This is a genomic window from Pseudomonas sp. Pse1 (genome assembly GCF_024519635.1).
Taxonomy (GTDB): Bacteria; Pseudomonadota; Gammaproteobacteria; order Pseudomonadales; family Pseudomonadaceae; genus Aquipseudomonas.
In genome coordinates this window covers 25,795-40,105 of sequence record NZ_JALJRO010000010.1, presented here as the reverse complement: position 1 = coordinate 40,105, position 14,311 = coordinate 25,795, and the positions used below count along the sequence as shown (strand labels likewise).

General features: G+C 61.1%; 16 protein-coding genes and 1 tRNA gene. 11 read left to right on the top strand and 6 right to left on the bottom strand.

The features are described from left to right. Positions 1-118: 118 nt before the first annotated feature. Positions 119-373, top strand: coding sequence for a type II toxin-antitoxin system RelE/ParE family toxin (locus NR126_RS16180; RefSeq protein WP_027618061.1), 255 nt, complete (start codon positions 119-121; stop codon positions 371-373). Next, positions 357-680, top strand: coding sequence for a helix-turn-helix domain-containing protein (locus NR126_RS16175; protein WP_105754487.1), 324 nt, complete (start codon positions 357-359; stop codon positions 678-680). Before NR126_RS16180 ends, NR126_RS16175 begins: the two co-directional genes overlap by 17 nt. A gap of 78 nt (positions 681-758) precedes the next feature. Here the strand turns inward: NR126_RS16175 and NR126_RS16170 are convergent, their stop codons facing one another. The 3 genes from NR126_RS16170 to NR126_RS16160 form a co-directional block, all read right to left on the bottom strand. After that, entirely contained in the window at positions 759-1,124 is a 366-nt protein-coding gene (locus tag NR126_RS16170) for a glycine zipper domain-containing protein (RefSeq protein ID WP_027618063.1), read from the bottom strand. Positions 1,125-1,444: 320 nt separating this feature from the next. Further along, positions 1,445-1,636 carry a hypothetical protein gene (locus NR126_RS16165; RefSeq protein ID WP_027618064.1) on the bottom strand — a complete coding sequence of 64 codons (192 nt, stop codon included), beginning with the start codon at positions 1,634-1,636 and terminating at the stop codon, positions 1,445-1,447. 142 nt (positions 1,637-1,778) lie between these two features. Then, positions 1,779-2,099, bottom strand: a complete 321-nt coding sequence (locus NR126_RS16160; RefSeq protein ID WP_256830619.1) for a YbjQ family protein — start codon at positions 2,097-2,099, stop codon at positions 1,779-1,781. A gap of 95 nt (positions 2,100-2,194) precedes the next feature. On the opposite strand from NR126_RS16160, the gene NR126_RS16155 reads away from it, so the two are divergent. Then, the gene (locus tag NR126_RS16155; protein ID WP_051550495.1) at positions 2,195-2,389 is read left to right on the top strand and encodes a hypothetical protein; all 195 of its coding nucleotides are present in this window, start codon (positions 2,195-2,197) and stop codon (positions 2,387-2,389) included. 1 nt (position 2,390) lies between these two features. On the opposite strand, the gene NR126_RS16150 is transcribed toward NR126_RS16155, so the two are convergent. Continuing rightward, positions 2,391-2,726 carry a hypothetical protein gene (locus tag NR126_RS16150; RefSeq protein ID WP_027618066.1) on the bottom strand — a complete coding sequence of 112 codons (336 nt, stop codon included), beginning with the start codon at positions 2,724-2,726 and terminating at the stop codon, positions 2,391-2,393. Here NR126_RS16150 and osmE point away from each other — a divergent pair. After that, on the top strand, positions 2,725-3,117 hold the full coding sequence (gene osmE / locus NR126_RS16145; protein ID WP_372826637.1) for an osmotically-inducible lipoprotein OsmE: 393 nt from the start codon (positions 2,725-2,727) through the stop codon (positions 3,115-3,117). The genes NR126_RS16150 and osmE overlap by 2 nt on opposite strands. Before the next feature lie 115 nt (positions 3,118-3,232). Here osmE and NR126_RS16140 read toward each other — a convergent pair. Next, a tRNA-Ser gene (locus tag NR126_RS16140) sits at positions 3,233-3,322 on the bottom strand. 308 nt (positions 3,323-3,630) lie between these two features. On the opposite strand from NR126_RS16140, the gene NR126_RS16135 reads away from it, so the two are divergent. From NR126_RS16135 to NR126_RS16125, 3 genes are all read left to right on the top strand, one after another. Further along, positions 3,631-4,320, top strand: coding sequence for a crotonase/enoyl-CoA hydratase family protein (locus tag NR126_RS16135; RefSeq protein WP_027618068.1), 690 nt, complete (start codon positions 3,631-3,633; stop codon positions 4,318-4,320). Between the two features lie 216 nt (positions 4,321-4,536). Continuing rightward, complete coding sequence (locus NR126_RS16130) at positions 4,537-5,259, top strand: 1-acyl-sn-glycerol-3-phosphate acyltransferase (RefSeq protein ID WP_027618069.1); 723 nt, start codon at positions 4,537-4,539, stop codon at positions 5,257-5,259. Between the two features lie 69 nt (positions 5,260-5,328). After that, complete coding sequence (locus tag NR126_RS16125; RefSeq protein WP_027618070.1) at positions 5,329-6,300, top strand: magnesium and cobalt transport protein CorA; 972 nt, start codon at positions 5,329-5,331, stop codon at positions 6,298-6,300. 6 nt (positions 6,301-6,306) lie between these two features. On the opposite strand, the gene NR126_RS16120 is transcribed toward NR126_RS16125, so the two are convergent. Next, a complete protein-coding gene (locus NR126_RS16120) occupies positions 6,307-6,786 on the bottom strand; it encodes a sigma-70 family RNA polymerase sigma factor (RefSeq protein ID WP_027618071.1) in 480 nt (159 codons plus the stop codon). 324 nt (positions 6,787-7,110) lie between these two features. Between NR126_RS16120 and NR126_RS16115 the strand changes: the two genes are divergently transcribed. The 4 genes from NR126_RS16115 to NR126_RS16100 all read left to right on the top strand — a co-directional run bounded on the left by NR126_RS16115 (position 7,111) and on the right by NR126_RS16100 (position 14,269). Beyond that, on the top strand, positions 7,111-8,286 hold the full coding sequence (locus NR126_RS16115) for an efflux RND transporter periplasmic adaptor subunit (protein WP_027618072.1): 1,176 nt from the start codon (positions 7,111-7,113) through the stop codon (positions 8,284-8,286). After that, on the top strand, positions 8,287-10,260 hold the full coding sequence (locus tag NR126_RS16110) for a MacB family efflux pump subunit (protein WP_256830618.1): 1,974 nt from the start codon (positions 8,287-8,289) through the stop codon (positions 10,258-10,260). A gap of 7 nt (positions 10,261-10,267) precedes the next feature. After that, the gene (locus tag NR126_RS16105; RefSeq protein ID WP_105754482.1) at positions 10,268-11,653 is read left to right on the top strand and encodes an efflux transporter outer membrane subunit; all 1,386 of its coding nucleotides are present in this window, start codon (positions 10,268-10,270) and stop codon (positions 11,651-11,653) included. Positions 11,654-11,809: 156 nt separating this feature from the next. Beyond that, complete coding sequence (locus NR126_RS16100; RefSeq protein ID WP_256830617.1) at positions 11,810-14,269, top strand: TonB-dependent siderophore receptor; 2,460 nt, start codon at positions 11,810-11,812, stop codon at positions 14,267-14,269. Positions 14,270-14,311 lie beyond the last annotated feature (42 nt).

The following is a 14,311-nucleotide window of genomic DNA, read 5'->3' as shown; positions in this document are numbered from 1 at the left end:
CTACTCCTCTTCGATCCCTGTCTAGGGTGATTCGTGAGCGCAAGGAAAGCGTGGTTCAATGACTTATTTTTTTATAAGTCAAGCATTGCAAGTCTTATGCTTAACTTATTAAACTCTCATGAATTCAATTTTCTGGACCCGCAAAGCCGTCAAGCAGTTGTTGCGAATACACAGCGAACACCGTGTCAGGATCCGCGATGCGGTCACTCAACTCGAACACATGCCCGATGTGCCCAATGTCAAAGCTCTCACCTTGCACACCTATGGCTATCGGCTGAGAGCCGGCGATTACCGGGTGTTGTTCGACTGGGACGGCGCGATTCAGGTGACCAGCATTCAAGAGGTTAAAAAACGCGATGAACGCACCTACTGACGTACAAATCATCCACGGCCCCGACGGCGAGCCGGCCTTCGTGGTGATCCCCTACCAGCAGTACGTCGCCCAGCAAGGTAGCGACGAACTGATTCCCCATGCCGTGGTCAGCCGTATTGTCGACGGCGCGACCCCAATCCGCGCCTGGCGCGAACACCTGAACCTGACCCAGGATGAAGTCGCCCGACGCCTGGGCATCTCCCAGCCGGCGCTTGCCCAGCAGGAAGCGGTCAACAAACCGCGCCGGGCGACTCGCGAAAAAATTGCCGCAGCGTTCGGCATCCGCGCTGATCAACTGGAGTTGTAACGGCTCCCGCGCCCCTCCCGGCACCATGCAAAAGCCCGGCATTTCGCCGGGCTCTGGTGCTGCAGACGGGGCGAAGGATCAGTGCCCTTTCTTGCCCATGCTGTTGCCCACTGCGCCACCTGCCGCGCCGCCAAGACCGGCACCGATAGTCGCGCCGTCCTTGCCACCCAACGAACGGCCGATCACCGAACCACCGGCAGCGCCAACGCCACCGCCGATAGCCGCCTTGGTGCGGTTACCCTTGTGCGCACCGGCTGCGCCACCGGCCGCACCCGCGACACCGGCACCGATGGTCGCGCCAGTGCTGCCGCCGAGCTTTTGTCCAACCACGTTGCCCAGCGCACCACCCAAGCCACCGCCCAGCGCTGCGGTGCCATTGCTGGCCGCCATTGCACCTTGAGCAACCAGAAGGCCCAGAACCAGAGCAGGCAGAGTTAAACGCATGACATGAACCTCAAAAAGTGTACGAATCCGTTGATTATTGGCTGCGGATGAAGGGCGTATGTTCAGCCAATACGGCGGCAACCCTTCTACGCGCGAGGGTTGGACAGCATTTTCGCCAAGAGTTTTATCGCAGGCAAAAAAAAGCCCGCTGGGGAACGGGCTGACAAACTTGCTTCTAACGGATGATTCAAGACTACGGCCTGAGTTGTGAAAGAAACGTGAAAGGACCAGGCCGTCCCAACCGACTTCAATACAAGATGTGACACCAATAAGCAGACAGAAAAAACCCCGCACATCGGCGGGGTCAGTGGGGCGTTGGATCACTTGCGCAAGCGCATTGCGACTTTGGGCATAAAGGGTTTCGTCGTGGTTTTGCTGGTTGAAGGTAACCGGGCCTGGCCTGGCTTGATCGGCGTTTCACCAAACCCCGAGACGTAGTCCGTCTGCCCGCAGTGCACGCAGTTATTCACCGGGTACTCAGCGCCATCATCTTCAATATACGGATTGCTCATCTCTGCGTCCCTCCACACGGGCCTGCGCCGGCAAGCAACTGATTGCCTAAAGAACACAGCCCCTCAAGAGATTCCAGACTAGCCGGTCATTCCAGGACCACCCATTCAACCTGCAAGCAACCGACGAATGGCTCTAAACCGCCTATTTGAGCCTGACCGCCGTGCCCGTCACGAACACCACCAGCATACTGCCCTTGCCCGACGGCATGCTGATTTCAAAGTTGACCCCCACCACCGCATCGGCTTGCAGTTTTGCAGCACGCTCCTTGAGCTCGTCGGTCGCCTGGGTCCGTGCTTCGCGCAAAGCTTTCTCCAGCGTCTGCGAGCGCCCGCCGAAGAAGTCGCGCATCCCGGCGAACATATCCCGCACAACGTTGATGCCCTGTACCGACTCGGCGCTGACGACGTCCAGGTAGGCAGCAATCTGCCGGCCCTCGACACTGTGGGTCGTGGTGATAATCATGAAGTGTTCCTTGTAGAACTGGCCGAAGCCTTGGAGACGTACATACTCAATGATGACGGCAGTTGCCTGCCGCTCAAGGATGCGCAGGAGTGTGTATGACGGTATTTCTGTTGCTGTACCTGTGCACCGACGCGTCGCGCAGCAGTTGCCAAGTGATCCCGGTCGAACACTGGGTGCAGGCTGACGCCTACCAACTGTGCGTCGCCGAGGCCAAGCGGTTGACCCGCGACCTTACCGCGAAAAACCGCCAAAGCAACTACTTCGTCTGCGAAACCCAGGTCGCCCCCTGACCTACAGGCAATCGCGCACCGCCTTGCGCAATGCCCCGGACTTGGCCCACGGCGGCCCCTGATAGAGCGAGACCTTGCTGCCGTCCTTGTATTTGACGATGTCCAGAATCTCGTCAGCGGTGATCAGGCTAGGTGCGTTGATCCTGTAACCATTGGATACCGAGGTCTGACTCGCTTTGGGCACCTCACGCTGCCAGGCTGGCAGCACGCATTCGGCGACCTCTTTGGGTGGCTTGGCCGATTCCTTGCTCAGGTTCGGCTCACCCGGCACCAGCGAAGCCGGCAACGAGCATCCTGCCAACAGCACACCCGCCAGCGCCGCGATCCATATCCGCATGATTGTTCCTTGCACCCAAAAGGGAAAATGTAGCTGCACTTGCTCTCCCCGACCAGCACCCACAACTGTCCAGACGCTGGCAACGGGCTGCAGCACCAACGCACAGGTCTTCGCCAACCAGCCGTTGGTGGCCAAGGTCAAAGACGGCATGAGCCAGGCCCAAGTCGAGCAAATCGGCGGCAAACCGCTCTCCACCAGCGCCCGCACCATCGAACCCGGCACCTGCAACGACTACCTGCTGACCGAGACGGATCGCACGCAACACTACAACGTCAGTTTTGATGGCAACGAAAAGGTCGATCACAAAAGCTTCATGACCTGCGCCGAATGGAGCATGGCGCAGAAAAAAGCGCGGGAACCTTCGAGTGGGGGTGGTGGGGGCGGGTATTGAGAATACTTGAGTCGAAATTCCCACGACCGCTCCCATATCGCCCATTTTCCACACGCCAAAAACCACAAACCCCCGACTTTCTCTAGGAAAATCAGGGGTTTGTGTTTGCAGAATGTGGCGGTGAAGGAGAGATTCGAACTCTCGATACAGTTTCCTGTATACACACTTTCCAGGCGTGCTCCTTAAGCCACTCGGACACTTCACCGTATCTCTTCAAACAAGTTCTGTCTGTCGAGGCGCGCTAATGTAGTCGAAAGCTTTTCTGATGGCAAACATTTTTTTCAGAATTTTCATGCGCTTAAGCGATTTGGCGATTCCTGTGGGTTTGCGGACAGGGCAAACCGGCCAATCTTCGGCCAGGCGCGTGCGTCTATATAGAAGCGAAGGCTGTGCAAGCGTGGCTGATAGTAGAGGGCGGCGTTGGTTTGGCTGACTGGCCGGTCAGTCACGGCGCTTTACCTGGCCTGCGGCCATGGGTAACGTCTGCCCCACTTCTCTATAAGGAATAGCGTCATGAGTGAGTTGATTTCGTACCACCTCGAAGACGGTATCGCGACCCTGACCTTGAGCAATGGCAAGGTCAATGCCATCTCGCCGGACGTGATCGGCGCTTTCAATGCTGCGCTGGATCAGGCGGTAACGGATCGGGCGGTGGTGATCATCACCGGTCAGCCGGGCATCCTCTCTGGCGGCTACGATCTGAAGGTCATGACGTCCGGGCCGAAAGAAGCCGTGAGTCTGGTCACTGCCGGCTCAACCCTCGCCCGCCGGCTACTGGCCCACCCGTTCCCGGTGATCGTCGCGTGCCCTGGGCATGCGGTGGCCAAGGGTGCGTTCATTCTGCTGTCAGCCGACTACCGGATTGGTGTCGACGGCCCGTTCAGCATTGGCCTGAACGAAGTGCAGATCGGCATGACCATGCACCATGCCGGCATTGAACTGGCCCGTGATCGCCTGCGCAAGTCGGCGTTCCACCGCTCAGTGATCAACGGCGAGATGTTCGATCCGCAAGGCGCGGTGGATGCAGGGTTCCTCGACAAGGTGGTGACCGCCGAAGAACTGCACGGCGCAGCGTTGGCCGCAGCGCGCCAATTGAAGAAGATCAACATGACCGCACACAAGAACACCAAGCTCAAGGTACGCAAGGCCCTGCTGGATACCCTGGATGCAGCGATCGTCCAGGATCAGGCCCATCTGGTTTAACGGCTCAGCCGCCAGCAAAGAAAAGTCCGACAAAAGAGTCGGGCTTTTCCCTACACTGTAGATGAATCCAGCCTCAACAGCTCTAGCCTGCGTCTGACAGCAAATCCCGGAAACATGCGCTTAAACATCGCCCATCTCCCGTCGCTATCGCAGTAATTGCCGAAAACAGTGCACATCCGTACACTGCGCCACCTTTTGTCCCCGGTGGGCCTGTTGATGCTGTTTGTGTTTCGTATGTTATTGATGGGCCTGCATTTTGTTCTGGCCGGCGTGCTCGGCGTGGTGCTCGGCCTGGTTCGCCCGTTCAATCCGGACAATAGTCGCCTGTGTGCCCGGCTGTATGCCTGGCCGGCCATGTGCATTCTGCGCTTGCGGGTCAGTGCCGATGTCGACTCGCTGACACACAAGCAACAGAGCTGCGTGGTGATTGCCAATCACCAGTCCAACTACGATTTGTTCGTGCTGGGCAACGTGGTGCCCCATCGTACGGTGTGCATCGGCAAGAAAAGCCTGAAGTGGGTGCCATTGTTCGGCCAGTTGTTCTGGCTGGCGGGCAATGTGCTGATCGACCGCGGCAACGCGCACAAGGCGCGCCAAGCGATGCTGACCACTACCGATACGCTGCAACACAAGGACACCTCGATCTGGGTGTTCCCCGAGGGTACGCGCAATCTCGGCAAGGAGCTGCTGCCGTTCAAGAAAGGCGCGTTCCACATGGCCATCGCCGCCGGCGTGCCGATTGTCCAGGTGTGCGTCAGCAACTACATCAATCACATGCGCCTCAATCGCTGGAACAGCGGCAGGATCCTGATCCGCTCGCTGCCGCCGATTCCGACCGCCGGCCTGACCCTGGATGACATACCGGCGTTGATCGAACAGTGCCAGGCGCAGATGCGCGAGTGCATCGATGGGCTGGATCGGCAACTGCAGGCGGCCTGAGCACCCCGCTCCACCCACAAGCAGGCTAAGCTGCACGCTGATTGTCACTGGAAGAAGTGAATAGGCACTATGGGTAGAGTCGTTGCGGCTGCTGTTTACAGCGCCGGGAAGAAAGTCACCAATATCACCCTCGATGAAGGCGCGGCCTGGGCGGCGAAACCGGATCACTTTGTCTGGATCGGTCTCGAAGAGCCGAACGCCCAGGAGCTGGCCAACCTGCAACGCCAGTTCAACCTGCACGAACTGGCCATCGAAGACGCCCTGGAAAAGCACAGTCGACCCAAGCTCGAGACCTTTGGCGACGCCCTGTTCATCGTCACCTACTCACCGGTGCGCGAGAACGGCGTACTGGTGTTTATCGAGACCCATATTTTCGCCGGCAACGGCTACATCATCACCTGCCGCAATGGTCACTCAGCCTCCTACGGCCACGTGCGCCAGCGTTGCGAAGCGCGACCGCTGCTGCTGGAGCATGGCGAAGATTTCGTGCTCTATGCCTTGCTGGATTTCGTGATCGAGAACTATCAGCCGGTGGGCGAAGCGATCCATGCCGAGATCGATGAGCTGGAGCGCAACGTGTTATGCAGCGCTCTCAACGAGCGAGATATCCAAAACCTCCACGGCCTGCGTCGCGACGTGCTCCGCCTGCGCCGCTATGCCGCGCCGATGGTGGAGATCAGTGAGGAATTGCAGAAGCTCAAGTTCCCGTTTATCGACAAGAACATGCGCCCCTACTTCCGTGACGTGCAGATCCATGTCACGCGGCAGATGGAAGACCTCACCACCCTGCGCGACATTGCCAGCCAGACCATCGAGATCGGCGTCCTGCTGGAGGCTTCACGGCAAAGCGTGGTGCAACGCAAATTCGCCGCCTGGGCGGCAATCCTCGCGTTTCCCACGGCCGTGGCAGGGATCTACGGGATGAACTTCCAGAACATGCCGGAATTGAGCTGGCACTACGGCTATTTCGGTGTGCTGGGGTTCATCACCGTCGGCTGTATTGGTTTGTGGGCGAGCTTCAAACGCTCGGGATGGCTATAGGAGGACTCACGTGCCCTCCCATTGCCGCAGGCGCACGCGGCAATGTTTCATCGCGTTGACGATGTGCTTCTCCACCAGGCTGCGGGAAATACCCAGGCGTTCGGCGATTTCCGGGTGCGACATGCCGTCGAGTTTGCGCAGCAGGAAACTCTCGCGGCATAGCGGCGGCAGTTCGTCCAATGCCCGTTGCAGCAAGTCCAGCCGCTGGCCGTGGTCGAAGCTGCCATGGGGTGACGGCGTCTCGAAACGCTCTTCGCTGTCGAGCACTTCCAGGGGCTCGACCTGACGCACGACATTGCGCCGATGACCGTCGATCACCAGGTTCAATGCGGTGCGATAGAGAAAGGCCCGGGGTTGCTCGATGGGCGTATCGCTGGCCCGCTCAAGCACCCGGACATAGGCGTCGTGCACCACATCTTCGGCCACCTGACGGTTGCCCAGCTTGGCGTTGATAAAACACACCAGCTCGCGATAGTAGTTTTCCAACCTGACTCCCGACCGCTTGAATGAGCAGCTTCAATCCCTGAACCCGAGCCATGCCTGCGAAAAAAGGTAAAGGCACGATGATGGCAACTTCCAGTGGTGTAATTTATAGTAATTCTCATATAGATTTAAAGCACCGCTTCCGTTGCGCAGCAAATAAAGCTCGATCACAGGTAAAAACCTTTGTGTCGAGGCCTAAATTTGCGTGTTTTTTCTTCGTACTAAGGACAGTTCCCCATAGCTGCCAGTGGCATGGCGGCGCCCAGTGCTGCGCGGGACGCGCCGCCGGCTGGGCAACGGGACGATTTCCATTGACCGGAACCCTGCATGAAACACCCCCGAAAGCCTCGTCGTGCCCTGCTTGTCGCCCTGTGCCTGATTCCCGCAATTGCGTTCGCCGCCTGGCAGATGATTCCGCCCGGGCGCGATAAATTCGCTACCGTGCAGGTCAGTCGAGGCGACATCGAAAGCAGCGTCACCGCCCTCGGCACCCTGCAACCGCGACGCTATGTCGACGTTGGCGCTCAGGCGTCGGGGCAGATTCGCAAGATCCATGTCGAGGTCGGCGATCGGGTCAAGGAAGGCCAATTGCTGGTGGAAATCGACCCTGCGACCCAGAACGCCAAGCTCGATGCCGGGCGGTTTTCCATCGACAACCTCAAGGCGCAACTGCTGGAACAACGGGCACAGAACGAGCTGGCGCGACAGAAATACCAGCGCCAGCAAAACCTCGCCGCCGGCGGCGCCACTCGCGAAGAGGACGTGCAGACCGCCCACGCCGAACTGCGCGCGACCGAGGCGCGGATTCAGATGTTCCAGGCGCAGATTCGCCAAGCCGAAGCCAGCTTGCGCAGCGATCAGGCCGAACTGGGCTACACGCGCATCTATGCGCCAATGTCCGGCACCGTGGTCGCGCTCGATGCCCGCGCCGGCCAAACCCTCAACGCCCAGCAGCAGACACCGCTGATCCTGCGCATTGCCAAACTGTCGCCAATGACCGTCTGGGCGGAAGTCTCGGAGGCCGATATCGGCCACGTCAAACCTGGCATGCAGGCCTACTTCACCACCCTCGCCGGCGGTGCACGGCGCTGGCAAAGCACAGTGCGGCAGATCCTCCCGGTGCCGCCCAAGCCTCTGGATCAAAGCAGCCAGGGCGGTGGAGGCAGCCTGTCCAGCAGCAGTAAAAGCGGCAGCGGCCGGGTGGTGCTGTACACCGTGCTGCTCGACGTCGACAACACCGACAACGCGCTGATGGCGGAAATGACCACCCAGGTATTTTTCGTCAACGGCGAGGCAAAAAACGTCCTGACCGCACCGGTGTCCGCCCTGCAGAACGGCACGCAGGCCGGCATCCAACGCGCACGGGTCGTGGCGAAAAACGGCGACATTCAGCCGCGGGAAGTGCGCACTGGCCTCAGCGACCGCTTGCAGGTGCAGATCCTCGAGGGCTTGAACGAGGGCGACCACCTGCTGATCGGCCCACTCGACGGTCACGAGGGTTGAATGCAAACGCCGCTGATCGACCTTAAAGACCTGCGTAAATCCTACGGCGGCGGTGACGCCCCGCAAGTCCATGTGCTGCGCGGCATCGACTTGGCGATTCACGCCGGCGAGTTCGTGGCGATCGTCGGCGCCTCCGGTTCCGGCAAGTCAACGCTGATGAACATCCTTGGCTGCCTGGATCGCCTGTCCTCAGGCGAGTACCGCTTTGCCGGGGAGAACGTCGCCCATCTGGACAGCGATGAACTGGCCTGGCTGCGCCGCGAAGCGTTCGGCTTCGTGTTCCAGGGCTATCACCTGATTCCTTCCGGCTCGGCCCAGGAAAACGTCGAGATGCCGGCGATCTATGCCGGCACCCCGGCAGCCGAACGCCATGCCCGCGCCGCCGCGCTGCTTGCCCGTCTCGGCCTGGCCGAACGCACTGGCAATCGCCCACATCAACTCTCCGGTGGTCAGCAGCAGCGGGTGTCGATTGCCCGTGCACTGATGAACGGCGGGCACATCATTCTCGCCGACGAACCCACCGGCGCCCTCGACAGTCACAGCGGCGCCGAGGTCATGGCCTTGCTTGATGAGTTGGCGAGCCAGGGCCACGTAGTGATCCTCATCACCCACGACCGCGAAGTGGCTGCCCGGGCAAAGCGGGTGATCGAGATTCGTGACGGCCTGATCATCAGCGACAGCGCCGTCGACAATCCCGACGCGCAGCACTCGGCCAACCCCGGCGCCTTGCAGGCCGTCGATCTGCGCAAGCGTCTGAGTGAAGGCAGTGAAGCCACCGGCGCCTGGAAAGGCGAATTGGTGGATGCGCTGCACGCCGCCTGGCGAGTGATGTGGATCAACCGCTTCCGCACCGCCCTGACCCTGCTCGGGATTATCATTGGCGTGGCGTCAGTGGTGGTGATGCTGGCGGTGGGTGAAGGCAGCAAGCGCCAGGTCATGGCACAAATGGGCGCCTTCGGCTCGAACATCATTTACCTCAGTGGCTCGGCGCCCAATCCGCGTACGCCGCCGGGCATCGTCACCTTGAGCGACGTCGCCGCTTTGGCGCGCCTCCCGCAGGTCAAGCGGATCATGCCGGTCAACGGCTCGGAGGCCGGGGTGCGTTTTGGCAACGCTGACCACCTGAGTTACGTCGGCGGTAATGACACCAATTTCCCGGACATTTTTAATTGGCCAGTGGTCGAGGGCAGTTACTTCACCGACGCCGACGAGCGCAATGCCGCCGCCGTAGCGGTGATTGGCAAGAAGGTCCGCGACAAGCTGTTCAAGGACATGGCCAGCCCCATCGGCCAGTACATCCTGATCGAAAACGTGCCGTTCCAGGTGGTCGGCGTGCTGGCTGAAAAAGGCGCCAGCTCCGGGGACTCGGACAGCGACGACCGCATCGCCATCCCCTATTCCGCCGCCAGCGTGCGCCTGTTCGGCAAGTACGAGCCGGAGTACATCGCCATCGCTGCGGCGGACGCGCGCAAGGTCAAGGAAGCGGAACAGGCCATCGACCAGTTGATGCTCAAACTGCACAACGGCAAGAAGGACTACGAGCTGACCAACAACGCGGCGATGATTCAGGCCGAAGCGCGCACCCAGAACACCCTGTCGCTGATGCTCGGCTCGATTGCCGCGATCTCGCTGCTGGTGGGCGGCATCGGGGTGATGAACATCATGCTCATGACCGTCCGCGAGCGCACCCGCGAGATCGGCATCCGCATGGCCACCGGCGCCCGTCAACGCGACATCCTGCGCCAGTTCCTGACCGAAGCGCTGATGCTCTCTGTGGTCGGCGGTATTGCCGGGATTGCCCTGGCCTTGCTGGTCGGCGGCGTGCTGATCCTCAGCGAAGTCGCGGTGGCGTTTTCCCTATTCGCGGTCCTCGGCGCCTTTGCCTGCGCACTGGTTACCGGCGTTGTCTTCGGCTTCATGCCGGCCCGCAAAGCTGCCCGGCTTGACCCGGTCACGGCCCTTACCAGTGAATAATCGAGTGATGAAGTCGCCCTTGAGCCTGTTGTCCCTGTGCCTGTTACTCAGCGCCTGCGCCTCCCCCACCGAGCCGTTGGACAGCGGCATCGTCGCGCCGTCGACCTGGCAATCACCCAACACCCGTGCCGCCGCCGAGCACCGCCAGCAATGGTGGACGACCTTTGGCAGCGCCGAACTCGACCGCCTGATTGCCCAGGCGCAACTCGGCAGCCATGACCTCGCCGCAGCGGTCGCGAGAGTGCGCCTGGCACAGGCCAGCGCGGTGGTCGCCGGCGGCCCGCTGCTGCCCCAGGTGCAGGCCGGCTTCAACGCCAGCCGCGAGAAGCTGCTGCGCGGCAATGGCTACAGCCAACTGGATGCCGACAGCAGCAATAAGGCGGTGGATTACTTCGACACCAGCCTCAGCGCCAGCTATGAAGTCGACTTCTGGGGTGGCCGCCACGCCGCCCGCGACAGCGCCTTGCAAGGAGTACGCGCCAGCGAATTCGACCAGGCCACCGTTGAGCTGACCCTGCTCAGCGGCGTCGCCAACAGCTACACGCAGAGCCTGGCGCTAATCGAGCAAAGGCGCATTGCCGAGCTGAACCTGAGCAATGCGCAAAGCGTGTTGAAGCTGGTGCAGACCCGCTATGACTCAGGCTCGGCCACCGCCCTGGAACTGGCCCAGCAAAAAAGCCTGGTGGCCGCCCAGCAACGGCAACTGCCGCTTGTACAGCAACAAGCTGAAGAAGCGCGGATCACCCTCGCCGCCCTGCTCGGCCAGCCGGTGCAGGCGCTGCCGCCCAGCAGCGAGCGCTTCGAGCAGTTGCATTGGCCGCAAATCAACGCCGGCGTGCCCAGCGACCTGCTGCGCCGCCGCCCTGACATTGCCCGCGCCGAGGCGCAACTGGCCGCCGCTCGGGCCGACGTCACTGTGGCCCGCGCCGCGATGCTGCCGACCCTGACGCTGACGGCCAACCTCGGCTCGGGCGCCGATACCTTTGGCGACCTGCTGCGCAGTCCTTTCTATAACCTCACCGCTGGCTTGGTGGCGCCGATCTTCAACAACGGCCGCCTCAGCGCCGAACGCGACCGCGCCACCGCGCGCCAGCAGGAGCTGCTGGAAAACTATCGCGGGGCGATCATCAACGGCTTTGCCGACGTCGAAAAAGCCCTGACCGCGATCCACGGCCTCGACCAGCAGCGTCAGTGGCAAACCGAAGAACTGAATCACGCGCAGACCGCCTTCGACATCGCCCAAAGCCGCTACCAGGCCGGCGCCGAAGACCTGCTGACGGTGCTGGAAACCCAGCGCACCCTGTACGCCGCCCAAGACCTCAACGTGCAACTGCGCCTGGCACGGGTGCAGGCCAGTGTCGGGCTGTACAAGGCCTTGGGGGGTGGCTGGTAACCCGACGCAAAAGCTGGTCCTAGAGCCGTAGCGAGCATGACTGTGAAAATTTCGTAAATAAAAACGTAGGAACTTTCCGGTTTCCCGAAGGTGCAACGTCTTACTTACAGCGAATAGAAATAGTTCTCAGTCAACACCTTGAAGAGTAAAAGAATAATGCCCGCATCACTCGGTCTCCACCCACTCGCCAAGGCTCTGCGCCTGCGCCATTCCTTCCGTCCACGCCTGCCGACGCTTTGCGCCCTGGCGCTGACCGCACCGCTGATGAGCCAGGCCCAGGCACAGGTGGTCGAGGTCAACATCCAGGCCCAACCCCTCGCCAGTGCGCTGCAGGAATTTGGCCGCCAGACCAACCTGCAAGTGCTGTACAGCCCGGATGACGTGGCCGGCCTGCGCAGCACCGCAATCAAGGGCAGCCTGGATTCCAACGCGGCGATTGCCCAGTTGCTGCAAGGCACCGGGATCAATTACAGCGTGCAAGGCAACACCGTGACCCTGCGGGTGCGCAGCAGCGCGAACTCGGTGGACCTCGACCCGACCAACGTATTCGCCATCCAGGAGCAGGCCTACGGGCCGGTCGACGGGATTGTCGCCAAGCGCAGCGGCACCGGCACCAAAACCGATACCCCGCTGAATGAAATCCCGCAGACCGTCAACGTGGTCACCGCCGACGAAGTCAAGGTGCGGGGTGCGCAGACTGTCACCGAAGCCCTGCGCTACACCGCCGGCATGACCGGTGGCGGCTTCTCCGACCGCGTAGGAATTTTCGACGAGCCGACCTCCCGTGGCTTCTCGCCCACACCGGTGTACCTCGATGGCCTGCACCTGCCCTACGGCGGCGGCAGCACCGGCGGTTCGCTGCAGATCGACCCCTACACCCTGGAACGCATCGAAGTGCTCAAGGGCCCGGCCTCGGTGCTCTACGGACAGAACCAGCCAGGCGGCATCGTCAACCTGGTGGGCAAGCGCCCGACCGCCACGCCGCTGCATGAAGTGGTGCTGGGCACCGGCAGCTACGACCGCAAATACGGCGCCTTCGACTTCGCCGGGCCAATCGACGATCAGGGCGAGTTCCTCTATCGCCTGACCGGCCTGGCCAGCGACGCCAACTCGAGCATCGACTACGCCGACACCAACCGCATGCTGCTCGCGCCCAGCCTGACCTGGCTGCCGAACGACCGCACCAGCGTGACCGTATTCGCCCAATACCAGAAAGACCGCGACACCCCGGAAGCCCAGGGCCTGCCGGCGGAAGGCACGGTATTCGACAGCCCCAACGGCAAGATCAGCCGTGACCTGTTCATTGGCGAGCCGGGCCTGAACAAGTACGACCGCGAACAGTTCGTGATGGGCTACGACGTCGCCTACGAGCTCAACGACATCTGGACCCTCAAGCAGCGCACCAGCTACGCCTACGTCGATGACCAGTACGTCGCGCCGCTGCACGGTTACTCCTATGCGACTAACCCGAACACCGGGATCAATGACCGACGCTACCAGAATCGCTTCGGCGTGGACTGGTCGCAGACCAACAAGGTGTACGGCATCGACAGCACCGCCCAGGCCAAATTCAAGACCGGCGAACTGGACCACACGGTGCTCCTGGGCGTCGACTACTACCACTTCAACACCCAGTTCCTCGGACTGTACGACCGCAGCGGTCCGCCAATTGACCTGTTCAATCCGGTGTACGGCAGCGAATTCACTTTCACCCAACCCTATCGCTGGGACAACACCATCAAGCAGACCGGCCTGTACGTGCAGGACCAGATGAAGTGGGACAAATGGTTCCTGACCCTCGGTGGCCGATATGATTACGCCACCACCGAGAACACCCAGCCTGGCAGCGCTGCGGCGGATACCAAGTCCACCGACGAGAAATTCACCGGGCGTGCCGGCCTTGGCTATATGTTCGAGAACGGTCTGACGCCGTATGTCAGCTATTCCGAGTCGTTCCTGCCACAAGCCGGTGTCGACTTCGACAACAAGCCGTTCAAGCCCACCGAAGGCAAGCAGTACGAAGCCGGGGTGAAGTACGAGCCAACCATCATCGATGGCTTTATCCAGCTGTCGGTGTATCAGATCGACCAGGAAAACATGCTGACCAACGACCTCTTCAACCCGGGTCGCAGCGTGCAGAGCGGTGCAGTACGTTCGCGCGGTGTGGAGCTGGAAGGCAAGGTCAACGTCACTCAGAACCTGCGAGTGCTGGGTGCGGTGTCGCGCAATCAGATCAAATGGCAGAGCATCAACGACGGTCGCGAAGGCCGCACCCTGGCCACGATGCCGCCATTGACCGCCTCCGGCTGGGTTGACTACAGCTTCGACCAGGGCGCCCTCGCCGGCCTCGGCGCTGGCTTGGGCGTGCGCTACGTGCGCAGCAGCTACGGCTCGGATTACGAGGACGATTCGTTCCAGATCCCGTCCTACACCGTGTACGACGGCATGGTCTCCTACGACCTCGAACGTTCGCCACTGCGGGTCAAGGGCGTCAAGGTCAAGCTGAACCTGGAAAACATCGAAGACAAGAAATACGTCGCCAGCTGCAACAGCACCCTGGACTGCTACTACGGCGAAGGCCGCACCGTCACCGCGGACATGACCTACAACTTCTGATCACTTCCCCGAGCAACACAACGCCGCTGACCCAAGGATGGG